24 protein-coding genes are annotated in these 26,115 nt (G+C 65.1%); 21 read left to right on the forward strand and 3 right to left on the reverse strand.

Annotation, left to right across the window (positions count from 1 at the left end; all coding sequences use genetic code 11):
* Positions 1-342: 342 nt before the first annotated feature.
* The gene (locus CIT40_RS00115) at positions 343-1,536 is read left to right on the forward strand and encodes a serine hydrolase domain-containing protein (RefSeq protein ID WP_094894363.1); all 1,194 of its coding nucleotides are present in this window, start codon (positions 343-345) and stop codon (positions 1,534-1,536) included.
* A gap of 112 nt (positions 1,537-1,648) precedes the next feature.
* A complete protein-coding gene (locus tag CIT40_RS00120) occupies positions 1,649-3,343 on the forward strand; it encodes an AMP-binding protein (RefSeq protein ID WP_094894361.1) in 1,695 nt (564 codons plus the stop codon).
* A gap of 154 nt (positions 3,344-3,497) precedes the next feature.
* On the opposite strand, the gene CIT40_RS00125 is transcribed toward CIT40_RS00120, so the two are convergent.
* Positions 3,498-4,499: an adenosine kinase gene (locus tag CIT40_RS00125; protein ID WP_094894358.1), complete on the reverse strand. Its 1,002-nt coding sequence runs from the start codon at positions 4,497-4,499 to the stop codon at positions 3,498-3,500.
* Positions 4,500-4,624: 125 nt separating this feature from the next.
* On the opposite strand from CIT40_RS00125, the gene murJ reads away from it, so the two are divergent.
* From murJ to CIT40_RS00145, 4 genes are all read left to right on the forward strand, one after another.
* On the forward strand, positions 4,625-6,157 hold the full coding sequence (murJ, locus tag CIT40_RS00130) for a murein biosynthesis integral membrane protein MurJ (protein ID WP_094894356.1): 1,533 nt from the start codon (positions 4,625-4,627) through the stop codon (positions 6,155-6,157).
* Between the two features lie 92 nt (positions 6,158-6,249).
* Positions 6,250-7,302: a tryptophan--tRNA ligase gene (gene trpS, locus CIT40_RS00135; protein WP_094894354.1), complete on the forward strand. Its 1,053-nt coding sequence runs from the start codon at positions 6,250-6,252 to the stop codon at positions 7,300-7,302.
* 92 nt (positions 7,303-7,394) lie between these two features.
* Positions 7,395-7,889: a universal stress protein gene (locus tag CIT40_RS00140; RefSeq protein ID WP_162307791.1), complete on the forward strand. Its 495-nt coding sequence runs from the start codon at positions 7,395-7,397 to the stop codon at positions 7,887-7,889.
* A gap of 164 nt (positions 7,890-8,053) precedes the next feature.
* On the forward strand, positions 8,054-8,623 hold the full coding sequence (locus CIT40_RS00145) for a NifU family protein (protein WP_094894348.1): 570 nt from the start codon (positions 8,054-8,056) through the stop codon (positions 8,621-8,623).
* Positions 8,624-8,731: 108 nt separating this feature from the next.
* Here CIT40_RS00145 and CIT40_RS00150 read toward each other — a convergent pair whose 3' ends face one another.
* Positions 8,732-10,417: a methyl-accepting chemotaxis protein gene (locus CIT40_RS00150; protein WP_167443385.1), complete on the reverse strand. Its 1,686-nt coding sequence runs from the start codon at positions 10,415-10,417 to the stop codon at positions 8,732-8,734.
* A 307-nt stretch (positions 10,418-10,724) separates the two neighbouring features.
* On the opposite strand from CIT40_RS00150, the gene tsaB reads away from it, so the two are divergent.
* From tsaB to CIT40_RS00210, 12 genes are all read left to right on the forward strand, one after another.
* Positions 10,725-11,420, forward strand: a complete 696-nt coding sequence (gene tsaB, locus CIT40_RS00155) for a tRNA (adenosine(37)-N6)-threonylcarbamoyltransferase complex dimerization subunit type 1 TsaB (protein ID WP_094894344.1) — start codon at positions 10,725-10,727, stop codon at positions 11,418-11,420.
* Positions 11,417-11,902 carry a ribosomal protein S18-alanine N-acetyltransferase gene (gene rimI / locus CIT40_RS00160; RefSeq protein ID WP_094894341.1) on the forward strand — a complete coding sequence of 162 codons (486 nt, stop codon included), beginning with the start codon at positions 11,417-11,419 and terminating at the stop codon, positions 11,900-11,902. The genes tsaB and rimI overlap by 4 nt, the downstream gene beginning before the upstream one ends.
* 38 nt (positions 11,903-11,940) lie before the next feature.
* Positions 11,941-12,396 (forward strand): Fur family transcriptional regulator, encoded by a 456-nt coding sequence (locus CIT40_RS00165; RefSeq protein WP_094894339.1) that lies wholly within the window; start codon positions 11,941-11,943, stop codon positions 12,394-12,396.
* Between the two features lie 4 nt (positions 12,397-12,400).
* Positions 12,401-13,081 carry an HAD family hydrolase gene (locus CIT40_RS00170; RefSeq protein WP_094894336.1) on the forward strand — a complete coding sequence of 227 codons (681 nt, stop codon included), beginning with the start codon at positions 12,401-12,403 and terminating at the stop codon, positions 13,079-13,081.
* A 135-nt stretch (positions 13,082-13,216) separates the two neighbouring features.
* Positions 13,217-14,611, forward strand: a complete 1,395-nt coding sequence (miaB, locus tag CIT40_RS00175; RefSeq protein ID WP_094894333.1) for a tRNA (N6-isopentenyl adenosine(37)-C2)-methylthiotransferase MiaB — start codon at positions 13,217-13,219, stop codon at positions 14,609-14,611.
* A 64-nt stretch (positions 14,612-14,675) separates the two neighbouring features.
* The gene (locus tag CIT40_RS00180; protein ID WP_094894665.1) at positions 14,676-15,674 is read left to right on the forward strand and encodes a PhoH family protein; all 999 of its coding nucleotides are present in this window, start codon (positions 14,676-14,678) and stop codon (positions 15,672-15,674) included.
* Positions 15,675-15,735: 61 nt separating this feature from the next.
* Positions 15,736-16,245, forward strand: a complete 510-nt coding sequence (gene ybeY / locus CIT40_RS00185) for an rRNA maturation RNase YbeY (RefSeq protein ID WP_094894330.1) — start codon at positions 15,736-15,738, stop codon at positions 16,243-16,245.
* Between the two features lies 1 nt (position 16,246).
* Positions 16,247-17,365, forward strand: coding sequence for a hemolysin family protein (locus CIT40_RS00190; RefSeq protein ID WP_162307793.1), 1,119 nt, complete (start codon positions 16,247-16,249; stop codon positions 17,363-17,365).
* Positions 17,362-18,975 (forward strand): apolipoprotein N-acyltransferase, encoded by a 1,614-nt coding sequence (gene lnt, locus CIT40_RS00195; protein ID WP_094894326.1) that lies wholly within the window; start codon positions 17,362-17,364, stop codon positions 18,973-18,975. Before CIT40_RS00190 ends, lnt begins: the two co-directional genes overlap by 4 nt.
* A gap of 222 nt (positions 18,976-19,197) precedes the next feature.
* Entirely contained in the window at positions 19,198-19,611 is a 414-nt protein-coding gene (locus tag CIT40_RS00200; RefSeq protein WP_094894323.1) for a helix-turn-helix domain-containing protein, read from the forward strand.
* Positions 19,612-19,697: 86 nt separating this feature from the next.
* Positions 19,698-20,855 carry a M20 family metallopeptidase gene (locus CIT40_RS00205; protein WP_094894321.1) on the forward strand — a complete coding sequence of 386 codons (1,158 nt, stop codon included), beginning with the start codon at positions 19,698-19,700 and terminating at the stop codon, positions 20,853-20,855.
* Positions 20,852-21,562 carry a tRNA (guanine(46)-N(7))-methyltransferase TrmB gene (locus CIT40_RS00210; RefSeq protein ID WP_094894319.1) on the forward strand — a complete coding sequence of 237 codons (711 nt, stop codon included), beginning with the start codon at positions 20,852-20,854 and terminating at the stop codon, positions 21,560-21,562. The genes CIT40_RS00205 and CIT40_RS00210 overlap by 4 nt, the downstream gene beginning before the upstream one ends.
* On the opposite strand, the gene CIT40_RS00215 is transcribed toward CIT40_RS00210, so the two are convergent.
* Positions 21,559-22,641: a DUF2336 domain-containing protein gene (locus CIT40_RS00215; protein WP_094894317.1), complete on the reverse strand. Its 1,083-nt coding sequence runs from the start codon at positions 22,639-22,641 to the stop codon at positions 21,559-21,561. The two genes, CIT40_RS00210 and CIT40_RS00215, sit on opposite strands and share 4 nt — an antisense overlap.
* A gap of 373 nt (positions 22,642-23,014) precedes the next feature.
* On the opposite strand from CIT40_RS00215, the gene rimP reads away from it, so the two are divergent.
* From rimP to CIT40_RS00230, 3 genes are read left to right on the forward strand one after another with little or no spacing between them, the layout of a single operon-like run.
* Positions 23,015-23,770 (forward strand): ribosome maturation factor RimP, encoded by a 756-nt coding sequence (rimP, locus tag CIT40_RS00220; RefSeq protein WP_094894315.1) that lies wholly within the window; start codon positions 23,015-23,017, stop codon positions 23,768-23,770.
* Positions 23,771-23,772: 2 nt separating this feature from the next.
* Positions 23,773-25,383: a transcription termination factor NusA gene (gene nusA, locus CIT40_RS00225; RefSeq protein ID WP_094894313.1), complete on the forward strand. Its 1,611-nt coding sequence runs from the start codon at positions 23,773-23,775 to the stop codon at positions 25,381-25,383.
* 23 nt (positions 25,384-25,406) lie between these two features.
* On the forward strand, positions 25,407-26,090 hold the full coding sequence (locus tag CIT40_RS00230) for an RNA-binding protein (protein WP_094894311.1): 684 nt from the start codon (positions 25,407-25,409) through the stop codon (positions 26,088-26,090).
* Positions 26,091-26,115 lie beyond the last annotated feature (25 nt).

Below are 26,115 nucleotides of genomic sequence, written 5' to 3' on the forward strand. Positions count from 1 at the left end.
CTGAGGTCCCCTCACGGCCGCTTCGGACCGCCAAATTTGCATCAAGTCTTAACGTCGGCCGATTGGGCCGAATGCTGAACGCCGCAACGCACAAAATGTTTCAAGTGCTTCAAACACGGGAAACATATCGCCAGCGCCCATCCAAGGTCACGGCGGGTAGCGGCCATCCACCGCAGATTGTGACGGAGTGTTGCCGTTCGGCCCGCCTGTCGTCCTGCGCGGGGCATGGACCGTCAAGTCACGACATCGCGACCGAAGCGGGCATCTGGACGCGCTTGCCCCCAGGTACGGGCCGGAGGACAATCCATCACTGCCAACAATAATCAACCTTGAGGAAACGCCATGCAAAGCAAAGCTCAGATCGACGAGATTCTGCGCCAGAAAAGCGACGCCAAGGAGATTCCGGGTGTCGTCGCGATCGCCGCCAGCGGCAACGACGTGCTTTATCAGGGCGCGTTCGGCAAGCGCGACCTGTCCAAGCCCGACGCGATGACGGCCGACAGCGTGTTCTGGATCGCCTCGATGACGAAGGCGGTGACATCGGCGGGCGCGATGCAGCTGGTCGAGCAGGGCAAGCTGTCGCTGGATGCGCCGATCGGCGAGGTGCTGCCCGATCTCGCCAATCCGCAAGTGCTCGAGGGCTTCGATGCCAAAGGCGAGGCGAAGCTGCGGCCGGCCAAGCGGCCGATCACGCTGCGCCAGCTCATGACCCACACCGCCGGCTTCTGCTACAATATGTGGAACGGCGATCTCGCGGTCTATCTCGACAAGAACGGCATTCCCCCGATCACCACCTGCCAGAACGCGGCGCTGAAGACGCCTGTGATGACCGACCCCGGCACGCGCTGGGAATACGGCACCAATATCGACTTCGTCGGCAAGGCCGTGGAAGCCGTCAGCGGCAAGCGGCTCGACGCCTATTTGCGCGACAATCTGTTCAACCCGCTCGGCATGAGCGACACGGCGTTCAAGATCACCGACAGCATGCGCAAACGCCTCGTCGGCATGCATGCGCGCGGCGAGGACGGCCAGCTCGCATCGATTCCGTTCGAGCTCGAGCAAGAGCCGGAATTCCACATGGGCGGCGGCGGCCTCTATTCGACCGCGGCCGACTACATCAAGTTCACCCAGATGATCCTGAACAAGGGCCGCGGCAACGGCAACCAGGTGCTGAAGGCCGAGACCGTCGCGACGATGGGACAGAACCACATCGGCGATCTCGCCATGGGCAAGATGACGACGGCCGCGCCGATGTACACCAACGACGTCGATCTCTATCCGGAGCAGGTCAAGAAATGGGGCCTCAGCTTCATGATCAACACAGCCAAGACAGCCGAAGGTCGCAGCGCCGGCAGCCTCGCCTGGGCGGGCCTTGCCAACACCTACTACTGGATCGACCCGGCCCGCGACGTCACCGGCGTCATCCTGATGCAGCTGCTGCCCTTCGCCGACGGCAAATGCCTGGAAGCATTCGCGGGCTTCGAGCGCGGGGTCTATGCCGGGCTCGATGCAGGGAGCGGGCAGAAGGCGGCGTGAGGTAGAGCCGATCTCTCCACGCGTCATGGCCGGGCTAGTCCCGCCTGCGCGGCCAAAGCCGCTTCGGCGCGGCGAAAGGCCCGGCCATCATACTTGACGAAAGGATTTCAAATTGACGGATAAAGCGGACAGCTACGTTTGCGGCATCTCGGACACACCGCTGCTCGGCGACACCATCGGTCGCAGCCTCGACCAGGCGGTGCGGCGCTGGGGGAGCCGCGAGGCGCTGGTCTCGCCCAGCCACGGCGTCAGATGGACCTGGAAAGAATTCGCCGGGCAGGTCGACGCGCTCGCCGCCGGCTTTCTCGCGCTCGGCCTCGAACGCGGGGAGCGGATCGGCATCTGGTCGCTGAACCGGCCGGAATGGACGCTGACGCAGTTCGCCGCCGCCAAGGCCGGCCTGATCCTGGTGACGATCAATCCGGCCTACCGGCTCAGCGAGCTGGAATTCGCGCTGAAAAAGGTCGGCTGCGCCGCGATCGTCACCGCCACCGCGTTCAAGACCAGCAACTACATGGAGATGCTCAACACGCTGCTGCCGGAGCTGGCGCGTGCCAAACCCGGACAGTTGCAGGCGGCGCGACTGCCGGCCTTGCGGATGGTGATCCAGATCGGCGGCCCGGCGGCCTCAGGCACGATCCCCTTCGAGGAGGTCGCGCGCATGGGCAGAGCGGAGCATCGCGAGCAACTTGCCGCGCTCGGTGCTGCGCTTCAGTTCGACGACCCCGTCAACATCCAGTTCACCAGCGGCACCACGGGATCGCCGAAGGGCGTGACGCTGACCCACCACAACATCCTCAACAACGGCTATTTCACGGGACGCGCGATGCGGCTGACCGAGCAGGATCGCATCTGCATTCCGGTGCCGCTCTATCATTGCTTCGGGATGGTGATGGGCAACCTCGCTTCCGTTACGCTCGGCACCACCATGGTCTACCCCGGCGAGGGCTTCGATCCGCTGGCGACGCTGCGCGCGGTCGAGCAGGAGAAATGCACCGCGCTGTATGGCGTGCCGACCATGTTCATCGCGGAGCTCGATCACCCCGAATTCAAGAACTTCAATTTGAAATCACTCCGCACCGGCATCATGGCGGGCGCGCCCTGCCCGATCGAGGTGATGAAGCGCGTCAACACCGAGATGAACATGCACGAGGTCACCATCGCCTATGGCATGACCGAGACCAGCCCGGTGAGCTTCCAGAGCGCGACCGACGATCCGCTCGAGCGGCGCGTCTCCACGGTCGGCCGCATCCACCCGCATGTCGAGGTGAAGGTGGTCGATCTCGAAGGCAAAATCGTGAAGCGCGGCGAGCGCGGGGAGCTCTGCACCCGCGGCTACAGCGTCATGCTGGGCTATTGGGAGGAGAAGGAAAAGACCTCAGACGTGCTCGACGCCAATGGCTGGATGCACACCGGCGACCTCGCCACCATCGATGCATCAGGCTATTGCAACATCGTCGGCCGCATCAAGGACCTGGTGATCCGCGGCGGCGAGAACCTTTATCCGCGCGAGATCGAGGAATTCCTGTACCGTCACCCCAAGGTCCAGGACGTGCAGATTTTTGGCGTCGCCGACAGCCGCTACGGCGAGGAGCTCTGTGCCTGGATCCGCGTCAGGCCGGGCGAAACGCTGACGGCCGAGGAGGTCCGCGCCTTCTGCGACGGCCAGATCGCGCACAACAAGATTCCGCGCTACGTCGAATTCGTCGACGAGTTTCCGATGACGGTGACGGGCAAGATCCAGAAATTCGTGATGCGCGATGCCGTGGAGCAACGGCTGGGGCTGACGGCGGCGAAGACGGCGTGAGGAGCTGAAGCTCTCACCAAACGACGGTCGTCATCCCCCGCGAAGGCGGGGGATCCAGTACGCCGCAGCTTCTCCGTATCCCACGACAGTCTCTGGAATACTGGATCGCCCGATCGAGTCGGGCGATGACAGCGGAGAATGAGGCTGTCGCGCCTTAAACCGTCAGCCCGCGCTGGCCGGCCAGCTCCTTCAGCGACACCAGCGGCCTCGCGCCGATGTGCTGGATGACTTCGGCAGCCGCGAGCGCACCGAGCTCACCGCACTGCTTGTAGGCGAGATTGCGCGACAGGCCGTACAAAAAGCCTGCTGCGAACAGATCGCCGGCCCCGGTGGTGTCGACCACCTTGTCGACCGGGAACGCAGGCGCTGCGACGGCGTCTTCAGACGAGACCACCATGCAGCCCTTCTCACTGCGGGTGACCACGCCGAGATTGACGTCGTTGCGCAGCTGCTTCAGCGCGGTGTCGAAGTCCGAGGTCATGTAGAGCGAATGCAGCTCGGACTCGTTGGCGAACACGATGTCGACGGTGCCGTTGCGCATCAAGGAGAGAAACTCGTCGCGATAGCGGTCGACGCAGAAGGAATCCGACAGCGTCAGCGCCACCTTGCGCCTGGCGTCATGGGCGATCTTGGCCGCCTTGACGAAGGCATCCTTGGCGTTCTTGGGGTCCCAGAGATAACCCTCGAGATAGACGATGCCGGCCGCGGCGATCTCGGCCGGGTCGATGTCGGCGGGCGACAGGTCCTGCGCCGCGCCGAGATAGGTGTTCATGGTGCGCTCGCCGTCATCCGTGACCAGGATGTAGGAGCAGCCGGTGGCGGGGCCATCCGTCGCGGCGGGCGTGTTGAAGGCGACGCCGGCGGCGCGGATATCGTGGACGTAGAGCTTGCCGATCTGGTCGTCCTTGACCTTGCCGACATAGGCGGCGCGGGCCCCCAGGCTGCCGATGCCGACGATGGTGTTGGCAGCCGAGCCGCCCGAGACTTCAGTGGCCGGCCCCATGTCCTTGTAGATGGCGGCCGCCCGCGCCTCGTCGATCAGGGACATGCTGCCCTTGGCCATGCCGTGCTTGGCCAGAAAGGCCTCGTCGGTCCTGACCAGCACGTCGAACAGCGCGTTGCCGATGCCGAGAACGTCATATTTCACGTCAGCCATTCACCTTGATCCTGTTTGGCGGATTGCGAACCCTGCGAAAATCCGCTTCCTGTCGGCCTGAAATCTGGCTCGCGGCCTATCACGACCGGGCCTGCGCGGGCAAGCAACGGTATGATAAAGAGCCGATGATCCGCTCCTTCCTGACCGTCTCGACGGGAACGCTGGCCTCGCGGCTGCTGGGTTTTGCCCGCGATTCCCTGATTGCCGCCCTGCTCGGCACGGGCGCCGTGGCGGACGCGTTTCTGGCGGCGTTTCAGCTCGTCAACGTGGTGCGCCGGCTGCTCAGCGAGGGGGCACTGAACGCGGCGCTGGTCCCGGCCTGGCTGCGCGTCCGGGACCGCGACGGCGCGGCGGCTGCGGCGGCATTCGCGGGACGCGTGCTCGGCACCGTCAGCGCGGCGCTGATCGCGATCTCGCTCGGCATTGCCCTGTTGATGCCGCTGATCATGACGGTGATCGCGCCCGGCTTTGTTGGCAGCACAACGCTCGATCTCGCCGTCGCGAACGCGCGGCTGATGCTGCCTTATCTCGCCTTCGCCGGCCCCGTCACGGTGCTGATGGGCCTGCTGAATGCGCAGGGACGCTTTGCGCTCACGGCATTCTCGCCGCTGCTGTTCAACATCGCGCTGATCGCCGCGATCGCCTTGCTGCTGGTCTGGCACGCTGACGCCGGCTTCGCCGCCTGGCTGCTGGCCGCCACGGTCGGCGTCGCCGGCCTGCTGCAACTCCTGATGCTGCTGTCGCAGCGCAGCGCGCGCCTTGCGACGCCGCTGCGCATCAGTTTCGACAAGGAGATGCGCGGCTTCTTCGCCAAGGCGATCCCCGGCATGATCGCAAGCTCGGGCCCGCAATGGCTGATGGTGGCCGGCGCGATCATCGCATCGGCGACGCCGTCCGCGGTGTCCTGGCTGTATTTCGCCAACCGCCTGATCGAGCTGCCGCTAGGCATCGTCGGCGTCGCCATGGGCACCGTGCTGGTGCCGGAGCTGACACGCGCCGTCGCCAGTTCCGACAGGGAGGCGGTGGCGCATGCGCAATCGCGCGCGCTTGAGCTTGCGACCGGGCTGGCGCTCCCTGCCACGCTCGGCCTGATCGTGCTGGCCGAACCGATCGTGCGGCTGTTGTTCGAGCATGGCGCGTTTGGTGCCGGGGACAGCGCGGCGACCGCGCATGCGCTGATGTGGCTGGCGCTGGGCCTGCCCGCGCACGTGCTGATCAAGGCGCTGTCGCCGGCCTTCTATGCCCGCGGCGACACGATGACGCCGCTGCTGGCGACGGCCAAGGGCTTTGTGGTCGCGGTCGGCCTTGCCGTGCTGCTCGGCCATTTCTTCGGCGCCAGCGGGATTGCGGCGAGCATCGCGGCCGGCGCCTGGAGCAGCGCGCTCTCGCTGCTCCGCAAGGGCACGTCCGCGTTCGGCTTCTCCGTCGACGCCGCCGCCCGCAAGCGGCTGCCGCGGATCGTGCTCGCCGCCGCGGTCATGGGCGCCCTGCTCTGGCTGACCACAGGCCTCGTGCCCGCCGAGGCGCACGGCTTCATCAAATTCATCGCGCTCGGCCTGCAGATCGCGGCCGGGATCGCCGTTTACGGCCTGCTGCTGCAAATCCTCGGCGCCGCTTCCTGGCGCGAGGCGGCAGCCGCCTTGAAGCGGGCCGCCTAGCCGGTCTGCGGCGCGCAGATCCATCGAATTGCCCTTGACGGGGCAGCGCCGCTGTTGGAAACGACGGCCGAATACCTATGGGAAGGCTTACCATGCCATTCGTTGAACGGGTCTTTTCGGGCGTCCAGCCGACGGGCAATCTGCATCTCGGCAATTACCTCGGCGCGATCGTCAACTTCGTGAAGATGCAGGAAACCCACAGCTGCATCTATTGCGTCGTCGACATGCACGCGATCACGCAGGGCATCGACGTCTGGGGCGGCCCGGCCGAGCTCACGCGCAACACCCGCGAGGTCACCGCGGCGTTCATCGCGGCCGGCATCGATCCCAACAAGCACATCGTGTTCAACCAGAGCCAGGTCTCGGGCCATGCCGAGCTCGCCTGGATCTTCAACTGCGTCGCGCGCATGGGCTGGCTCGGCCGCATGACCCAGTTCAAGGAGAAGGCCGGCAAGGACCGTGAGAACGCCTCCGTCGGCCTGTTCGACTATCCCGTGCTGATGGCCGCCGACATCCTGCTCTACCGCGCCACTCACGTGCCGGTCGGCGAGGACCAGAAGCAGCATCTCGAGCTCTCGCGCGACATCGCGCAGAAGTTCAACAACGATTTCGGCGACTCCATTCGCACCCAGGGCGCCAATGACGGCCTGTTCTTCCCGCTGCCGGAACCCCTGATCACGGGCCCGGCGACGCGCGTGATGAGCCTGCGCGACGGCACCAAGAAGATGTCGAAGTCCGATGCGTCGGACAATTCGCGCATCAATCTGACCGACGATGCCGACACCATCGCGCAGAAGATCCGCAAGGCGAAGACCGATCCGGAGCCGCTGCCGTCGGAGGAGAAGGGGCTGGACTCCCGCCCCGAAGCCGACAATCTCGTCGGCATCTTCGCCGCGCTCTCCGGCCGCGCCAAGGCGGACGTGCTGCGCGAATTCGGCGGCGGCCAGTTCTCCAGCTTCAAGAACGCGCTGGCGGAGCTGTGCGTCACCAAGCTTGCTCCGATCGCCGGCGAGATGAAGCGCCTTGTCGCCGACCCCGGCCATATCGACGCCATCCTCAACGACGGCGCCGACCGGGCCCGGGCGATCGCCGACGAGACCATGAAGCTCTCCAAGGATATCGTCGGCTTCATCCGCAGGCGCTAGAGACGGTCGGCGCCAGCGCGCCGGCCGCATCTCCCCTCCCCAACTCTGCGGGAGTGTGGCAGCATGCCGGCCATGCACATGCCGGGACATGCATGACCAGCAAGCGACTTTGCTTCGAGCCGGGTCACAAGCCCAAATGCCTCGTCGTCGTCGACGACACCGCCGAATGGGATCGCGCGGTCTATTATGCCAGTCGCTGGGCGATCCGCGCCGGCGGCGGCGTAGTGATGCTGCGCATCATCGAGCCTGAACAGCAGACCCAGGAATGGCTCGGAGTCGCCGACATCATGCGCGCCGAAGCGCAGGAAGCAGCGGAGGCCGCGCTCGACCGCGCCGCCGGCCGCGCCAATGGCATCGCCGCGATCACACCGGAGCGGGTGATCCGCGAGGGCGCGCCGATGGAACAGCTGCTCGCCGTGATCGACGAGGACCCCGAGATCGCCATGCTGGTGCTCGCCGCCAATCCCGGTGCGGAAGGGCCGGGGCCATTGGTCTCATTGCTGGCGCATGCGCTGGGGACGTTCCCGATTCCCGTGACGATCATTTCCGGCGCGCTGAGCGACCAAAGCGTGGATTCGCTGTCGTAGCTCGGTTTCGCCTGCCCCTGCCCTGGAGCGGCGGGTATGAGCCCCTAACCTGCTGATACAACAACGGAACGGCCATCTCGCCCCTTGATCGTGCGTTCCCCGTCGCCATCTGCTAGGGAATAGGCTACGCGCCGGCCTTGAACCGGCGACGTCTGGAGAAAACCATGTTCATTCAAACCGAAGCCACCCCCAATCCCGCCACGCTGAAGTTCATTCCCGGCCGCGCCGTGGTCGACGGCAGCCCGATGGAGTTTGCGAGCCGCGAATCGGCTGCGCAGTCGCCGCTCGCCGAAAAACTGTTCGAGGTGCCCGGCGTCACCGGCGTGTTCTACGGATCGGACTTCATCACCGTCACCAAGGCGAACGGTGAATGGCAGCAGCTCAAGCCCGCGATTCTCGGCGCCATTATGGAGCACTACATGTCCGGCGCGCCGCTGCTCGCCGATGGCGCAGCCCAGAGCGCTGCCGATCTCGACGACGAGGACGAGTTCTTCGACGAGTCCGACGCCGAGACGGTCGACATGATCAAGGACCTGATCGAGACCCGCGTGCGGCCGGCGGTCGCCAATGACGGCGGCGACATCACCTTCCGCGGCTTCAAGGACGGCATTGTCTATCTCAACATGAAGGGCTCGTGCGCCGGTTGCCCGTCGTCGACAGCGACCCTCCAGCACGGCATCCAGAATTTGCTGAAGCACTTCGTGCCCGACGTGGTTGAAGTGCGACCGATGTAAGCACCGCATCCTGGACGGAGTACGGTGGGCGAAGCGTGCCCGCCTTCTCTGCCGTAAGATAAAGGTGGTGGGCACGGCGCAAGAGCGCCCTTGCCCACCATATCTCTCCTACGCCGCCTGACCGATGCTCGCGGCTTCTTCCGCCGCCTTGCGCATGCTCGCCGACATCTCGCTGGTGACCGTGCTCTGCTCCTCGACAGCGGCGGCTGTTGACGCCACATATTCGCTGACGCCCTCGATCGCGCCCCTGATCGCCCCCAACGCAGCGACCACGTCGACCGAGATGCCGTTCAGATTGCCGATCTCCTGCTCGATCCGGTCGGCTGCCTGCTTGGCCTGATTGGCGAGGTTCTTCACTTCCGATGCCACCACCGCAAAGCCCCGACCGGCCTCGCCTGCACGCGCGGATTCGATAGTCGCATTCAGCGCCAGCAAATTGATCTGACCGGTGATGTTGCCGATGAGCTGCACGATCATGCTCATCGACTCCGCCGCCTGCGTCAGCCGCTGCGCCTGCTGGTCCGCTGCCTCGACCCGCCCCACCGCGGTCGATGCCGTCTCGCGCGAGCGGGTCATCGCCTCCGCGATCTCGCGCACCGAGGCGTTCAACTCCTCGGCGCCGGCGGCGACCGATTCCATCATGTCGCGCACCTTCTCGCTGCGCTTGCGCGCGATCACCTGGGCGGTGGTGTCGGAGGCGTATTTCACGACCTTGAACGGTTTCCCGTTGAGGTCACGGATCGGATTGTAGGAGGCCTGGATGAAGACCTGCCGGCCGCCCTTGCCGACGCGCTGATATTCGCCGGACTGGAATTCACCTGCGTTCAGCCTCGCCCAGAACGCACGATAGGCTTCGCTGTCGCGCTCATCGGCGCCCACGAACATGCCGTGATGCTTGCCGACGATCTCGGACAACGTGTAGCCGAGCGCACCGAGGAAGTTCTCGTTGGCGGTCAAAATCTTGCCATCCATGTCGAACTCGATCACGGCCTGCGACTTGCCGATCGCCTCGATCTGCCCGGCGAAATTCGCGTTTGACAGCTTTTGCGCGCTGATGTCGGTGGCGAACTTCACCACCTTGAACGGCTTGCCGGCGTCATCAAGGATCGGATTGTAGGAGGCGAGAATCCAGACCTCCTTTCCGTCCTTGCCGAAACGCTTGTACTCGGCTGATTGGAATTCGCTGCGGGCAAGGTTCGCCCAGAACGCGCGATAGGCCGCGCTGTCGCGCTCGCTCGCCCCGACGAACATGCTGTGATGCCGGCCCTGGATCTCGTCGAGCGAATAGCCCATCACACTCAGGAAATTCTCGTTGGCGGTGATGATGGTGCCGTCGAGGTTGAACTCGATCACCGCCTGGGCGCGGCCGATCGCGGAGATCTTTCCGGCATCCTCCAGGCTGCGGATCTTGCGCGCGGTGATGTCGGTCGCGAACTTGACCACTTTTACCGGCTTGCCGGCCTCGTTGATGATCGGATTGTAGGACGCCTGGATCCAGATCTCGCGGCCGCCCTTGCCGAGCCGCTTGTATTCGGCGGCCTGATATTCGCCGCGACCAAGCCGCGCCCAGAAATCGCGATAGGCGGCGCTGCCCCGTTCCTCCGGCATCACGAACACGCTGTGGTGCTTGCCGGCGATCTCGTCGAGCCGGTAGCCCATCACGTCCAGGAAATTCTGGTTGGCCGTGATGATGGTGCCGTCGAGATTGAATTCGATCACCGCCTGTGACTTGCCGAGTGCGATGACTTGAGCCAAAGCCTCCCTAGCCGAAGAACCGCTTCGCCAAAAAGACATAAATGAACCTTTCCAAATGACTGCAACGGGGCCGGCTTGATCTGCCGAAGCATCCCGTCCGAGTCGCCATTGACCCGTCTCTCCCACCCATCGATGGTGTCATTGGTTTGCTAACGATTGCTTAAAATGACAATATTTCAAATACTTAGCTATCCCTCAGGTTGCAAATCAGCGCATCTGCCCAAGAAAGGCTGCGCGAAATTCCAGCGATTTCGCGCCCACGTAGAATTACGGGGCTGATCGTGCGCCTGTCGAGAAACCAAACTTGGACTGGTTCGACCGCGGCCCGACCGATTAAGCTCATTCCATGCTGATCCTCGCCATCGATACTGCCCTCGACGCCTGCTCCGTCGCCGTGCTCGACACCGACGCCGGCGCGCTCCTCGCGCAGGAGCAGCTTCTCATGAAGCGCGGCCACGCCGAGGCGCTGATGCCGATGATCGCGCGCGTCATGCAATCGGCCAATCTCGCCTTCACCGCGCTCGACCGCATCGCGGTCACCGTCGGCCCCGGAAGCTTCACCGGTCTGCGCGTCGGCATTTCGGCGGCGCGCGGCCTGGCGCTCGCGGCCGAGCGGCCGGCGATCGGCCTCACCACCTTGTCGGCCTATGCCGCCGCCATCGTCGGCCAGGGCAAATCGGCGCCGGTGATCTCCGCGATCGACGCGCGGCACGACCATGTCTATTTCCAGATCGTCGCCGGCGACGGCAGCCAGCTGGTTCGGCCGAGCGTCGCGTCCATCGACGAAGCGATCGCGGCCTCGCAATTCGGCGCGCCGCATCTTGTCGGCAATGCCGCAAACATCCTCGCCGAGCGCTGGCCGAAGGATGTCCCGCAGCCGGTCGCAGTCGACGCGCAGCCCGCGCCCGATATCGGCTGGGTCGCATGGCTCGGCGCGGCGGCCGATCCCGCGACGAATCCGGCGCGGCCGTTCTATCTGAAAGCGCCCGACGCCAAGCCGGCGGCACAGCCGCCGTTTGCAGCACAAGCCGCGACCCCATGATGAGATGGTTGTCGGAATGGTGGCGCGGCGGCACCGCCGCCGTCGAGCCTGCATCCGTGCGTGACGCCGCGCGGCTGGCGCAGCTGCACGGCGCCTCCTTCGCGCGCGGCTGGGGCGAGGGCGAATTCGAGGGCATGGTCAGCGAGCGCAACACGCTGGTGCATCGGTTGCGCCAGGGACGCAGGACCGTCGGATTCGCGGTATCGCGGATCGGCGCGGATGAAGCGGAAATCCTCTCGATCGCGGTGGACGAGGCCTATCGCGGCCGCGGCCTCTCCCGCACGCTGCTGATGACCCATCTCGGCCATCTCGCAGGGCGCGGCGTGCGCACGATATTTCTCGAGGTCGAGGAAAACAACCAGCCGGCCCGGCGGCTCTACGAGGGGGCCGGATTCGTGGTGGTCGGGCGCCGCGAACGCTACTATAAGCAGCCCGACGGGGAACATTTGAACGCCCTTCTGATGCGGCGTGACTTGTCGTAACATTGGTGGCAGAAAGCGCCCCGCCAGGCAGACAAACTATGACCGCACTGAAACCTTCTTCCGCATCCAAGGCGTCCGGCATCGAGGCGCGCTGTGCCGCCACCGGCATGCGCATGACCGAGCAGCGCCGTGTCATCGCCCGCGTGCTCGCGGAGGCGGTCGATCATCCCGATGTCGAGGAATTGTACCGGCGTTGTGTCGCGGTCGACGACAAGATCTCGATCTCGACAGTCTATCGCACCGTCAAGCTGTTCGAGGATGCCGGCATCATCGAGCGCCATGATTTCCGCGAGGGCCGCGCGCGCTACGAGCAGATGCGCGACAGCCATCACGACCACCTCATCAACCTGCGCGACGGCAAGGTGATCGAGTTCACCTCTGAAGAGATCGAGAAGCTGCAGGCGGAAATCGCCCGCAAGCTCGGCTACAAGCTGGTCGACCACCGGCTCGAGCTCTATTGCGTCCCGCTCGACGACGACAAGCCGACGTCCTGATTTAGTGCCCGTCGACCTCATCATCTTCGACTGCGACGGCGTGCTCGTGGACAGCGAGGTCATCTCCTGCCGCGCCCATGCGGATGTCCTGACGCGGCACGGTTATCCGATCACATCCGAGCAAGTGCTGGTCCGCTTCCTCGGCGTATCCGAGAGGGACGCGCGGCTGATGGTCGAACAGGAGATCGGTCGCAGCCTCCCGGGTGATCTGGAGCAGCAGATCAGCGCGGCCACGCTGCAATTCTACGCCAGCGATCTGCAGCCGATCACCCATGTGGCTGCGGCGATCGGCGCAATCGATCTGCCCAAATGCGTCGCGTCGAGCGGCTCGCCGGAGAAGATCACGCACGGCCTGACCTGCGCCGGGCTCTACGACCTGCTCGCTCCGCACATCTTTTCAGCGAGCCAGGTCGCACGCGGCAAGCCCGCGCCCGATCTGTTCCTGTTTGCCGCGACCCAGATGAAAGTCGCGCCGGAACGGTGCCTTGTGATCGAAGACAGCGTCCCCGGGGTGACCGGTGCGCACGCCGCCGGGATGACCGTGCTGGGCTTTCACGGCGGCAGTCACTGCCCGCCGGGGCACGCCGAAAGGCTGCGCGCCGCCGGCGCCGGATCGACGTTCGACGACATGCGGCAGTTGCCGGAGTTGGTCCGGCGGGTCGCTTTGGACACTTTGGCGGGCTGAATCCGACGCCAAACCTCGCGATTCCGCACTTGGCGGCTGCTTGGCGCCCCGAACGAGCCTCCCGCCCCCATTGGCTGGATTTTCGTTCCTCCAACCTATATCTGAGGGCCGTCCTCCACCACAATTCCGGGTTCCATGACGCCGCCGCGCAAGCTGCACATCAAATCATATGGCTGCCAGATGAACGTCTACGATGCCCAGCGCATGGTGGATACACTGGCTCCGGAAGGATTCGTGGAGACGGCAAACGCCGAGGACGCCGACCTCGTCATCCTCAACACCTGCCATATCCGCGAGAAGGCCTCCGAAAAGGTCTATTCCGAGCTCGGACGGCTGCGCGTCGCCAAGGACGAGGCCGCCCGCGCAGGGCGGGCGATGCAGATCGCGGTCGCGGGCTGCGTCGCGCAGGCCGAAGGTGGGGAGATCACGCGCCGCGCGCCTGTGGTCGACATCGTTGTCGGCCCGCAGAGCTATCATCACCTTCCTGAGCTTTTGAAGCGTGCGCGCGACGAAGGCCGCGCGATCGAGACCGAGTTTCCGGCCCAGGACAAATTCGGCTTTCTCGCCCAACCCAAGCCCGACGCGATCCGCGCGCGCGGCATTTCCGCTTTCGTCACAGTGCAGGAAGGTTGCGACAAGTTCTGCACCTTCTGCGTCGTGCCCTATACGCGCGGCGCCGAAGTCTCGCGCCCCGTGGCGAAGATCGTCGACGACGTGAAGCGGCTGGCCGACAACGGCGTCCGCGAGCTCACGCTGATCGGGCAGAACGTCAACGCCTATCACGGCGACGGACCGGACGGAAAAACCTGGCCGCTCGGCCGGCTGCTCGAGCATCTGGCGGCAATTCCCGGCATCGCGCGGCTGCGCTACTCGACCAGCCACCCCCGCGACGTCGACGACAGTCTGATTGCCGCCCATCGCGATCTCGGTGCCCTGATGCCGTTCGTGCACCTGCCGGTGCAGTCGGGCTCGGACCGGATTCTGGCGGCCATGAACCGGAAACATACCGCCGATGATTATCTCGATGTCATCGACCGTTTCCGGTCCGCGCGCCAAGACATTGCTTTTTCATCAGATTTCATCGTCGGCTTCCCCGGCGAGAGCGAGCAAGATTTTCTCGCCACCCTCGCGCTTGTCACGCAAATCGGCTACGCTGCGGCTTATTCGTTCAAATACTCCGCCCGGCCGGGAACGCCGGCCGCGGACATGCAGGAGACGGTGTCCCCCGCCGAGATGGACCAGCGATTGGAGCGGCTCCAGGAACTGATCGACAGCCAGCAATCGGCCTTCAACAAGGCCGCGATTGGCTCAACGGTCGACGTACTGTTCGAACGTCCGGCGCGCAAGCACGGCCAGATCGTCGGCCGCACCGCGTTCCTTCAGCCCGCCCATGTGATGGCCCCGCCCGACATCATCGGTCAGATCCTGCCGGTCAGGATCGACAGCCTCGAACGCTACAGCTTCCTCGGCGAGCTCGTGACCCCGCACGGCGCGCGCGAGCCCGTTTTATCGCAAGCCACTGGAGCCTGAACCCTTGCCCAAAAGCGCATCGGATTCGTCTTCGCTCGCTCCCAGCCGCAAATTCGACCGCGACATGCAGGTTCCGCCCGAGACCCAGGTCGTCATCGACTTCGACGACAACCGCGCCGCTTCCGCGCTGGTCGGCCCCTATGGCCAGCATCTGGCGCAGATCGAGCGGCGGCTCGGCGTCGTCGTCGATTCCAAAGGCAACCACATCACGATCGGCGGCACGCGCGACGGCTGCGATGCCGCGCGCCGCGTGCTGGAAACGCTCTACGCCCAGGCCGTGAAGGGGCAGGATCTCGACCAGGGCGAGGTCGAGGGCGCGATCCGCGCCGTGATCGCGCAAGGCTCGCTGTTCGAATTCGACGCCAAATCGGCCAAATCGGCGGCCTTCGACAGCATCAATCTGCGCAAGCGCCCGGTGCGCGCACGCACCGCCGCGCAGGATTCCTACATCCGCGCGCTGAAGCGTCACGAGCTGGTGTTCGGCATCGGCCCGGCCGGTACCGGCAAGACCTGGCTCGCGGTCGCGCATGCCGCGCAACTGTTCGAGCGCAAGGAGGTCGACAAGATCATCCTGTCGCGTCCGGCGGTGGAGGCCGGCGAGCGGCTCGGCTTCTTGCCCGGCGATCTCCGCGAGAAGGTCGATCCTTATCTGCGCCCGATCTACGACGCGCTCTACGACCTCATGGATGCGCGCATCGTCGAGCGCGCGCTCCAGACCGGCGAGATCGAGATCGCGCCGCTCGCTTTCATGCGCGGCCGTACCCTCACCAACGCCGCCATCATCCTTGACGAAGCGCAGAACACCACGTCGATGCAGATGAAGATGTTCCTGACGCGCCTCGGCGAGAACAGCCGCATGATCGTGACCGGCGACCCCTCGCAGATCGATCTGCCGAACGGCCAGACTTCGGGCCTGGCCGAAGCGACCCGCCTCCTGGGCGGTGTCGAGGGCATTGCCCAGGTTCATTTCAAAGCCGAGGACGTGATCCGCCACGAACTCGTGGCACGGATCGTCGCCGCCTACGAAGGCTCGCCGCAGCGGCCGGCCGCCGGCAAATCCTGACGAGGTAACAGCCGGACCCAGAGGGCGCGGACACGGCGCCTCATCGTTCCGAACAAAGACAATGTCGCAACCGAATCTTCCCATGACCGAGGTCCTCGTCGTCGCCGATTGCTGGCAACGCGAACCCGATTCCGAAGCCGTGATCCAGCGCGCGGTTGCCGCCGCGGCTGAAAGTGTCGACGAAGACGTTGCCGACGCCGAAGTGGCGGTGATGCTGACCGATGATGCCGGCATCCGCACCCTCAACAGCAATTGGCGCGGCATCGACAAGCCGACCAACGTGCTGTCGTTTCCAGCGCTCCAGCCGGAGAGCGAGTGGAAACCGGGCGATGCTCCGCGCATGCTCGGCGACATCGCGATCGCCTACGAGACCATGCGGCGCGAGGCGGACGAGGAACAAAAGCCGTTCGACCACCATCTGAGCCATCTCGCCGTGCACGGCTTCCTGCACCTGATCGGCTACGACCACGAGAACGACGGCGACGCCGAGGAGATGGAAGCACTGGAGACGCAGATCCTGGCTCACCTCGGAATTCCCGATCCCTATGCAGACCGCGCAGGGACGCACTGAGATGCCGGACTCCGACCCGATCCACGACAACCCGCGCCATTCGGCCAATTTGCCGGTCGTGGTGACCCAGGGCGAGGTGATGCGCCCGACCGCCGATGGCTGGCTGCTGCGTGCCATTCGCACGCTGTTCGGCTGGAAGGCGGGATCGGTGCGCGACGACCTCCAGGTCGTGCTCGATGCGACGACGCCCGACGACACCGGCTTCTCGGCGGTCGAGCGCACCATGCTGCGCAACATCCTTGGCCTGCACGAGCGCCGCATCGCCGACGTCATGGTGCATCGCGCCGACGTCGTCGCGGTCAAACGCGACATCCCGCTCGGCGAGCTGATGGACCGCTTCGAGGGCGCCGGCCATTCGCGCCTCGTGGTCTTCAACGAGACGCTCGACGATCCCGTCGGCATCGTCCACATCCGCGACCTGCTCGCTTTCATGACCTCGCGTGCCCGCGTCTCGGAAGCGACCAAGACCAAGCGCAAGAAGCCGCTGCCGGCCGGGCTCGACCTCCGCGCCGTCGATCTTGCGATGCCGCTCGAGGATGCGCGCATCATTCGCAAGTTGCTCTACGTGCCGCCGTCGATGCGGGCGATCGACCTGCTGGCGCAGATGCAGGCCACGCGCATCCACCTGGCGCTGGTGGTCGACGAATATGGCGGCAGCGACGGGCTGGTCTCGCTCGAGGACATTGTCGAGCAGATCGTCGGCGAGATCGACGACGAACACGACAGCGACGAGCCGCCCTCGATCGTGCGCCTGCCCGACAATGCCTTCATCGCCGACGCCCGCGCCAGCCTCGACGACGTTCGCACGGTGATCGGCGAGGATTTCGTCACCGGCGAGGCCGGCGAGGAAGTGGAGACGCTCGGCGGCTATCTCGTCAGCTTCGTCGGGCGCCTGCCGGTGCGCGGCGAGGTGATCTCGGGTCCCGGCAATTACGAGATCGAGGTGCTCGATGCGGATCCGCGACGCGTCAAGCGGCTGCGCATCTCCACGCGGAAGGAGCGCCCCGCGCCGCGCACTCAGCGCGAGACCCGGCGCCGCGAGGCTGCGCCGGACAGCGCTCAATCGCCGGCCAATGACACGCCCACCCCGCCGCCGAGCGACGGGACCGGCCAGCAGTGAGCCCGTTCCAGCGACTTCGGCAAATTGCGCTTGCCATCATCCTCGCCTGGGGATGGAAGCGCGCAATCATCGCCATGGCGTGCGGAGCGCTGTCGGTGCTGGCGCTGGCGCCGTTCAACCTGTTCCCGGTGCTGTTCATCACCTTCCCGGTGCTGGTCTGGCTGATCGACGGCGCCGGCGCCGGACGCTATGGCGGCGTCCCCGCCGCAGCGCTGACCGGCTACTGGTTCGGGCTCGGCTATTTCGTCCCCGGCCTCTACTGGATCGGCTACGCCTTCTTCGTCGATGCGGACGTGTTCGCCTGGCTGACACCGTTCGCCGTGCTCGGCCTGCCGGCTTATCTGTCGATCTTCACCGCGATGGGCTTTGCGCTTGCCCGCCTGCTCTGGACCAAGAATGCCACACGCGTGCTCGCGCTCGCCGCGAGCCTCACGGTCAGCGAATGGCTGCGCGGCCACGCGCTGACCGGGTTTCCCTGGAACGCGTTCGGCTACGCGTTGTCCGAGCCGTTGCCGCTGGCGCAGACCGCCTCGCTGGTCGGTCTGTGGGGGATGACGTTCCTGACGGTTGCGATCTTCGCCAGCCCCGCGACGCTGATCGACCGCACGCCCGATCGCCGCCTGGCGTGGCGCGTGCCGGCGGCGGCAATTGCGCTCCTGCTTGTCATGAGCATTTTCGGCGCGATCCGCCTGTCGCTGCATCCAACCACGATGGTCTCAGGCGCCAAGCTGCGCCTGATGCAACCGAACCTGCAGCAGGACGCCAAATTCAACTACGCCGCCAAATCGGAGGTGATGAAAAAATACCTGGCGCTGTCGGACCGCGCCTCCGGCCCGCAATCGACGGGCGTGCGCGATGCCACCATCCTGATCTGGCCGGAATCCGCCTTTCCGTTCTTCCTGACCCGCGAAGCCGACGCGATGGCGCAAATCGCCGATCTTCTGCCTCAGGGCACGGTGCTGATCACGGGTTCGGTCCGCGCGCCCGACCTGCCGCGCGGCACGCCGATCACGCGTGCCTATAATTCGATCTATGTCATCGATCACGACGGCAGCGTGCTCGCAGTGTACGACAAGTTGCATTTGGTGCCGTTCGGAGAATTTCTTCCCTACCAGGCGTTGATGGAGAAGCTCGGTTTCGAGCAACTGACGCGCATGCGCGGCGGCTTCATTCCCGGCACGGTGCGGCACGCGCTGCAGGTGCCCGGTGCGCCGCCCGCGCTGCCGCTGATCTGTTACGAGGCAATCTTTCCCGGCGAAGTGGCTGGACGCAACGAACGTCCGGGCTGGATCGTGAACCTCACCAATGACGGCTGGTTCGGCATTTCGACCGGTCCCTATCAGCATCTGGAGCAGTCGCGGATGCGCGCCGTCGAACTCGGATTGCCGCTCGTCCGCTCCGCCAATACGGGTGTCTCTGCGGTGATCGATCCCGTGGGCCGCACCGTCGCCAGCCTCGGTCTCGGAATCGAAGGCATTTTGGATGCAAGTCTGCCTGCCGCGATCTCACCGACCGTCTATGCGCGGGTGGGCGATGTACCGGCCGCCATGCTCGTCGCGCTGGCCGTGTTTCTGGCCGTCCGCCGACGCGCCGGCGAGCGAAAGGCCTGATCGCGCCGTCGCCGTGGAGGCGGCCGGAAGCTTTTGACAACCGTAGTCCCACAGTTGACAGACTGCACGCGGGCTCCTCATTCTGCACCGGCTGCAAAAGACAGTGGTGCATTGCTAAATTTCTCCGCAATGTTTTCCAATAACAGGGTTTGATTTGACGTTGCTTGCACCTGAGGCATTCCAGTTGATTGCGCTGAGGGTGGTGTTTGGAGGGCTGAGGAAATGTCGAAAGCGCCCAACCCTGTTGACAAATATGTCGGCAGTCGCGTGCGTATGCGCCGCATCATGTTGGGCATGAGCCAGGAAAAGCTCGGTGAAGCTTTGGGCCTGACTTTCCAGCAAGTTCAGAAATACGAGAAGGGCACCAACCGGGTCGGCGCAAGCCGCATCCAGCAGATCGCCGAGATTCTCCAGGTGCCGGTGTCGTTCCTGTTCGAGGGCGGCCCGAGCGGCGTGGCGGGCCCGGATGGCTTCAGCGAAGGCGCCTCGCCCTCCTATGTGTCGGACTTTCTCGCGACCTCCGAGGGGCTTGCCTTGACCAAGGCATTCACGCGAATCACCGATTCGAAGATGCGCCGCTCGATCGTCGATCTCGTCGAGCAGATCGCGGCCCGCGAAGGCCCCGACAAGCGCTGACGCACGATCTCAATGGCGATTTGAGACCGCGTCAAATCTGGCCTATGTCGTCATTTCCGGCCGCGCTTTGATGCGTGTCCACTCCGATGATGCGATTCAAGGGCACAGATGCGCGCATGACCAGCTCCAATTGGTTCGATTCCCAAACTATTCTCGATGGCATCCGCCGCTGGGTGGCGATCGAGACGCCGACGGAAGCGCCTGAACAGGTCAACAGGCTGATGTCCGTGGTCGCGGAGCAATACCGCGATCTGCCCGTCACGCTCGAGCGCGTCGCCGGTGTCGAAGGCTGCGGCGACCATCTCATCGCGCGCACGAATTGGGGGCAGGACCGGCCGGGCATCCTGGTGCTGAGCCACCTCGATACCGTTCATCCCATGGGATTCATCGAGCGCCTGCCGTTCAAGGTCGAGGGTGACGTCGCGTTCGGTCCCGGCATCTACGACATGAAGGGCGGCGCCTACATCGCCCATCACGCGTTTCGCGCATTGTGTGCCACGGTGGATCGCTCGCCGCTCGGCATCACGCATCTGTTCACCTCCGACGAGGAGATCGGCAGCCCCACCTCTCGCACACTCATCGAGGCGGAAGGGCGCAAGGCTAAATACGTGCTGGTGACGGAGCCGGCGCGCGACGGCGGCAAGATCGTCACCGGACGCAAAGGCGTCGGGCGCTTCAAGGTATCAATCAAGGGCGTGCCCGCGCATGCCGGCTCACGGCCGGAAGACGGACGCAGCGCCGTGCGCGAGCTCGGCAACGTCATCCTGGCTCTGGAAGGGATGAACGACCTCGCGCGCGGCGTCACCGTCAATGTCGGCGTGGTGCGTGGCGGCACACGCCCCAACGTCACCCCCGAAGAAGCCTATGCCGAAGTCGATCTGCGCGTGCTCAGCCTCAGGGACGCAGAGGAGTTCGTCGGCAAGATCCTTGGGCTGACGTCGAAGACCGACGGCGTCACCGTCACCGTCACCGGTGGACTCAATCGTCCGCCCTACGAGAAGAGCAACGCAGGCGCCTCGCTCTACGAGCACGCGAAGACGCTCGCCGGCGAGATCGGCTTCGAGCTGGTCGACACCCACACCGGCGGCGGCTCGGACGGCAATTTCACTGCGGCCCATACCGCGACGCTCGACGGTCTCGGCGTCGACGGCAAGGGCGCGCACACCCATTATGAGCAACTCTACATCTCGTCGCTCGCGCCGCGCGCGCGGCTGCTCCATCGCCTGTACCAGACGCTGCGATGAGCGAGCGCAAATCGGACCCCGATCGCGACGACAGCGAGCGCGCGTTCTTCGGGCGCCGCAAGGGTCACAAGCTCAGGCAGCACCAGGTCGAGCTGATTGGTCATCTGCTGCCGCATCTGGCGCTCGACATCGACGGCGAGACGCCGGCGGATGCAAGCGAGATCTTCGACGCCGCCACTGAAGATGTGCGGCTCGAGATCGGCTTCGGCGGCGGCGAGCATCTCGCGGCCGAGGCCCGGAGCTTCGCCACGACAGGCTTCATCGGCTGCGAGCCCTATGTCAACGGCATGGCAAAGATCCTCGCGCAGATCGAAGTCGCCAACATCGGCAACATCCGCCTGTTTGCAGGCGATGCGGCCGAACTGCTGGCCTGGCTGCCCAAGGCATCGCTGTCGCGGATCGACCTGATCCATCCGGATCCCTGGCCGAAGCGGCGGCACTGGAAACGGCGCTTCGTCCAGGACAGGACGATCGCGGCGATGGCGCGCGTGCTGAAGCCGAACGGCGAATTCCGCTTCGTCTGCGACATCGACGATTACTGCGCCTGGACGCTGTCGCATCTTGCGCATTCGCAGGACTTCGTCTGGCTTGCCGAGCGCGCCGACGATTTCAGGCAGCCATGGCCGGGCTACACCATGACGCGCTACGGCCGGAAGGCCGCGCGCGAAGGACGCAAGGCGGCTTACCTGCGGTTCAAACGGCTCTAGATCGTCTGCCGGTTGCGCCAGAAAGTCACGACGCGCTCGGCGGTCGCCGGCATCAGGCGCGTGAAGTTCACGCGCGCGGCCTCGATGTCGGCATCGGCCGGCGTGCGGTGCGGGCCGTACCAGAGCAGGATGAGCGCGCGCACCGTGGGCCAGCCGAGATTCAGCACGCGGCCGAGGATGAGGATCGGATCGTAGCGATCGCCCGAGATCAGGCGGTCGAGGACCGAGAGGCGAACGCCGGCCATCGCCGAAAGCGAGGCGATCGATTCCTCGTATTTGTTTGCCTTGGCGAAGCCGAGCAGCGCGCTCTCGCCGAGATGGCCGTCGCGATGCAACGCCAGCACCGTGCGCTGGGCCGCGGAGAAATCGCGCCGCGGTCCCGGCGGCCGCGCGGCCTCCTCGATGGCCACCATCGCCCGCTTGATCTCGACCTGGCGCGCGGGATTGACCACGCTGGAGAGCCGACGGCGGATGACGTCGAGCGTACCGTCCAGAAGCTGTTTCAGGTTCTCGCCCGAGAGATCATTGCGCTGGCCGACCTTGAGCGTCAGCACGCCGTCGTGCGCCGCACGCTTGATCAGCTCGGAATAGCTGCCGGGTGAGAACGCTGCGCCGGCATTGCCCGCGGCGCGGCGCACCACGTTGCGATCGCCGCGCTCGACCAGCACGTCGGTGATGACGGGAGACAGAGCGGGGCGCTCCGTCATCGCCAGCAAATGCCCCTGACCTTTCAACCGCGCAATCTCGACCAGCGCGGCGTCGTCGAGCACCGGGGAGCGGCGCAGGACCGGACCCGCGACCGCGATTTCGTTTTCGCGCGCAAGCTGATTCACCAGATGCGGCGGCGCATTGTTCAGGTGCGAGAAGCGCTCGGCCAGGTCGGCGCGCGAGGCAAGCTCCGCATGCGGCACGAGGTCGATCAGGAGATTGTCGAAGAGATCGATGAGTTCGGGACGGAGATTGGCGGCATCCTGGAAGAACAATTCGGAGATGGCGCGCGCGATATCGCCGCGTCGCCGCGGATCGCCGCGTTTGACGATATCGTCCAGTCCGGGAATGAGCGACGTGGCAACGGTCATGTAAGCGTAACTCGAACAGGGCACGCCGCGGGCGCGCCCTTGGTCCAAGCCGCCCCACAATCAGGGAATTTAGCCCTCCGAGGTGAAGGAAGCGTTAGGCCCGGGACGCCGCGAATCGGGCGCAAAAAGCCTCGTTTGACCAGCGATGGGCCTTGTCCGGAGAGACGGAAAGCGCTATATCAGCGCCAATTCATCTTCTCATACGATCCGCGTAGTGAGAGTGGGCCCGAAAGGACCCGCTCTTTTTTATTACCCGAACGCGGCTTGGCGGAAGATGCGGCCCGACGCGCTGTCGGGAAGTTCCGAAGCGGGCTTTGAAATCTTAACCAAGCTTTAACCCAAGCCTTATCCAACGAGCGCCTTGACCCCTGATATGACTGAACCGAGCACTGGTTCCACGGATGCCGAGTTGCTGGCCGAGCCGAGGCTCGTGGTCGAGCCGGGCGTGGCGGCACGTGTGTCTGCGGTCGCAGGTCCGGTGCTCGAGGGCATGGGCTACCGGCTGGTGCGGATCCGCATCTCCGGCGAGGCCGGCTGCACCGTGCAGGTCATGGCCGAGCGGCCTGACGGCTCGATGCAGCTTGAGGATTGCGAGGCGATCTCGCGGGCGTTGTCGCCCGTGCTCGACGTTGCCGATCCCATCGATCGCGCCTATCGGCTGGAAGTTTCCTCGCCGGGGATCGACCGGCCGCTGGTGCGCCGTTCCGATTTCGAGCGCTATTCCGGCCATCTCGTCAAGATCGACATGGCCGTCGCCCATGAGGGACGCAAGCGGTTCCGCGGCATGCTCGGAGCCGTCGAGGGCGACCGGGTGCACCTGCGTCGCGACGACGCCAAGGCGAGCGACAATCCCGACGTTCTCCTGACGATGGAAGATATCGGCGAGGCCCGGCTGGTGCTGACCGACGATCTGATTGCGGAATCCATGCGCCGCGGCAAGGCCGAGGAGCGCCAGATGCGCCGCGATCTCGGGCTCGAGCCGCCGGCGGCACCGCACGCGGAAATCAGCGCGAAGATCACCAAGAACACCAGGCCGCAAAAGAAGCCGGCCCCGACCAACACGAAGAAACATCGCCTTGCTGCCGAACGCGCGCGGCGTGGCGAGATAGAGCCTGACGAAGGAGACTAGCCATGGCAGTCAGCGCCAATCGACTTGAGTTGCTCCAGATCGCCGATGCCGTTGCGCGCGAGAAATCGATCGACCGCGGCATCGTCATCGCGGCGATGGAGGATGCCATCGCCAAGGCGGCGCGGGCACGTTACGGCAGCGAAACCGACGTTCACGCCGAGATCGACCCGAAGAAGGGCGAGCTGCGGCTGTCGCGCCACATGCTGGTGGTCGAGAAGGTCGAGAACCATTCCAACCAGATCTCGCTGGTGGATGCGCAGCGCGCCAATCCCGGCGCCCAGGTCGGCGACACCATCGCCGACACCCTGCCGCCGCTGGAATATGGCCGCATCGCCGCGCAGTCCGCCAAGCAGGTCATCGTGCAGAAGGTGCGCGAGGCCGAGCGCGACCGGCAATATCAGGAATTCAAGGACCGCATCGGTGACATCGTCAACGGCGTCGTCAAGCGCGTCGAATATGGCAGCGTGATCGTCGATCTCGGCCGTGGCGAAGCCATCATCCGCCGGGACGAGATGCTGCCGCGCGAAGTGTTCCGCAACGGCGACCGCGTCCGCGCCTACATCTTCGACGTCCGCCGCGAGACCCGTGGCCCGCAGATCTTCCTCTCCCGCACCCACCCGCAATTCATGGCGAAGCTGTTCGCGCAGGAAGTGCCGGAGATCTATGACGGCATCGTCGAGATCAAGGCGGTTGCCCGCGATCCAGGCTCGCGCGCGAAAATTGGCGTGATTTCCCGGGATTCTTCGGTCGATCCGGTCGGCGCCTGCGTCGGTATGCGCGGCTCGCGCGTGCAGGCCGTGGTGAACGAATTGCAGGGCGAGAAGATCGACATCATCCCGTGGTCGCCCGACATCGCGACCTTCGTGGTCAACGCGCTGGCGCCGGCCGAAGTGTCCAAGGTGGTCATCGACGAAGACCGCGAGCGCATCGAAGTCGTGGTGCCCGACACCAACAACCAGCTCTCGCTGGCGATCGGCCGCCGCGGCCAGAACGTGCGTCTGGCCTCGCAGCTGACCGGTTGGGACATCGATATCCTGACCGAGCAGGAGGAATCGGAGCGCCGCCAGGCCGACTTCGAGAACTCCACCCGCGTCTTCATGGAATCGCTCAACGTCGACGAAGTGGTCGGCCAGTTGCTGGCGTCCGAAGGCTTCACCTCGGTCGAGGAACTCGCCATGGTGGACCTCAAGGAACTCGCCGGCATCGAGGGCTTCGACGAGGAGACCGCGCAGGAACTCCAGAACCGTGCCCGCGAATATCTCGAGCAGCAGGAAGCGGAGATCGAGGCCCGCCGCAAGGAGCTCGGTGTCGAGGACGCCGTCAAGGACGTGCCCGGCGTCACCTCCAAGATGCTGGTCAAGTTCGGCGAGAACGACATCAAGACGGTCGAAGATCTTGCCGGCTGCGCCACCGACGATCTGGTCGGCTGGACCGAGCGCAAGGAAGGCGGCGAGCAGACCAAGTTCCCGGGCGCGCTCGACGGTATCGACATTTCCCGTGACGATGCCGAGACGATGATCATGCAAGCCCGCGTCAAGGCCGGCTGGATCACCGAGGCCGATCTCGCCAAACCTGCCGAAGAGGCTGAGGCGGCTGAAGATCAGCCGGCTTAAGGGCAAAGGAGAATGTCGCCCGGATGCTCGCAGACACTGACCACGATCTCGATAATGGACCGCGGACCGAAAGGTCCGCGACCATGCGGATGTGCGCGGTCAGCCGCGAGGTCCGGCCGATCGACGAGCTGATCCGCTTCGTCATTTCGCCGCAAGGCGACGTCGTTCCGGATCTCAAGCGCAAGCTGCCCGGACGCGGCATGTGGCTCACCGCCTCGCGCGGGGTGGTTGCGGAAGCCGTCCGGCGTCACCATTTTGGCAAGGCCTTCAAGCGCGAGTTGCGCATCCCTCAGACGCTTCCTGCCGATATCGAGGCGCTCCTGGTTCGGAGCGTGACGGAAGCCCTTGGGATCGCCGCCAAGGCCGGCCAGGTCGTGGCCGGCTTCGGCAAGGTCGAGAGCGCCCTTCGGGAAGGCACGGCCGAGGTCCTGATCCACGCCAGCGACGGGGCCGCGGACGGAATCCGCAAATTGGACATGCTGGCGCGTCAAAATGCCGGAAATCGCGGCGCCAAGCCGCAGATTACCGTCGTCACGGCGCTGAAATCGTTAGAATTGGATTTGGCACTGACCCGGTCAAATGTGATACATGCTGCCCTGCTCGCGGGCCCGGCGAGCAAGTCATTCCTGTCACGTAGCCAGATGCTGGTCCGATACCGGATGGCGGACGCTGACAAGACTGCCGAAAAGCCCGGCCAGGATTTCTGAGAGATACGACGACCCGATTGGACGG

This window comes from Bradyrhizobium amphicarpaeae (assembly GCF_002266435.3).
GTDB classification, from domain to species: domain Bacteria; phylum Pseudomonadota; class Alphaproteobacteria; order Rhizobiales; family Xanthobacteraceae; genus Bradyrhizobium; species Bradyrhizobium amphicarpaeae.

What these genes read in the sequence shown, in the direction of transcription:
- miaB (WP_094894333.1), top strand. Translation starts at nt 13,217, where the DNA reads ATGACGCCGCCGCGCAAGCTGCACATCAAATCATATGGCTGCCAGATG.
- CIT40_RS00190 (WP_162307793.1), top strand. Translation starts at nt 16,247, where the DNA reads ATGCCGGACTCCGACCCGATCCACGACAACCCGCGCCATTCGGCCAAT.
- CIT40_RS00125 (WP_094894358.1), bottom strand. Translation starts at nt 4,499, where the DNA reads ATGGCTGACGTGAAATATGACGTTCTCGGCATCGGCAACGCGCTGTTC.
- CIT40_RS00215 (WP_094894317.1), bottom strand. Translation starts at nt 22,641, where the DNA reads ATGACCGTTGCCACGTCGCTCATTCCCGGACTGGACGATATCGTCAAA.
- CIT40_RS00205 (WP_094894321.1), top strand. Translation starts at nt 19,698, where the DNA reads ATGATGCGATTCAAGGGCACAGATGCGCGCATGACCAGCTCCAATTGG.
- rimI (WP_094894341.1), top strand. Translation starts at nt 11,417, where the DNA reads ATGATGAGATGGTTGTCGGAATGGTGGCGCGGCGGCACCGCCGCCGTC.
- ybeY (WP_094894330.1), top strand. Translation starts at nt 15,736, where the DNA reads ATGTCGCAACCGAATCTTCCCATGACCGAGGTCCTCGTCGTCGCCGAT.
- CIT40_RS00210 (WP_094894319.1), top strand. Translation starts at nt 20,852, where the DNA reads ATGAGCGAGCGCAAATCGGACCCCGATCGCGACGACAGCGAGCGCGCG.
- CIT40_RS00140 (WP_162307791.1), top strand. Translation starts at nt 7,395, where the DNA reads ATGACCAGCAAGCGACTTTGCTTCGAGCCGGGTCACAAGCCCAAATGC.
- murJ (WP_094894356.1), top strand. Translation starts at nt 4,625, where the DNA reads ATGATCCGCTCCTTCCTGACCGTCTCGACGGGAACGCTGGCCTCGCGG.
- CIT40_RS00230 (WP_094894311.1), top strand. Translation starts at nt 25,407, where the DNA reads ATGCTCGCAGACACTGACCACGATCTCGATAATGGACCGCGGACCGAA.
- CIT40_RS00200 (WP_094894323.1), top strand. Translation starts at nt 19,198, where the DNA reads ATGTCGAAAGCGCCCAACCCTGTTGACAAATATGTCGGCAGTCGCGTG.
- rimP (WP_094894315.1), top strand. Translation starts at nt 23,015, where the DNA reads ATGACTGAACCGAGCACTGGTTCCACGGATGCCGAGTTGCTGGCCGAG.
- nusA (WP_094894313.1), top strand. Translation starts at nt 23,773, where the DNA reads ATGGCAGTCAGCGCCAATCGACTTGAGTTGCTCCAGATCGCCGATGCC.
- CIT40_RS00115 (WP_094894363.1), top strand. Translation starts at nt 343, where the DNA reads ATGCAAAGCAAAGCTCAGATCGACGAGATTCTGCGCCAGAAAAGCGAC.
- CIT40_RS00180 (WP_094894665.1), top strand. Translation starts at nt 14,676, where the DNA reads ATGCAGGTTCCGCCCGAGACCCAGGTCGTCATCGACTTCGACGACAAC.
- CIT40_RS00165 (WP_094894339.1), top strand. Translation starts at nt 11,941, where the DNA reads ATGACCGCACTGAAACCTTCTTCCGCATCCAAGGCGTCCGGCATCGAG.
- CIT40_RS00150 (WP_167443385.1), bottom strand. Translation starts at nt 10,417, where the DNA reads ATGTCTTTTTGGCGAAGCGGTTCTTCGGCTAGGGAGGCTTTGGCTCAA.
- trpS (WP_094894354.1), top strand. Translation starts at nt 6,250, where the DNA reads ATGCCATTCGTTGAACGGGTCTTTTCGGGCGTCCAGCCGACGGGCAAT.
- tsaB (WP_094894344.1), top strand. Translation starts at nt 10,725, where the DNA reads ATGCTGATCCTCGCCATCGATACTGCCCTCGACGCCTGCTCCGTCGCC.
- CIT40_RS00145 (WP_094894348.1), top strand. Translation starts at nt 8,054, where the DNA reads ATGTTCATTCAAACCGAAGCCACCCCCAATCCCGCCACGCTGAAGTTC.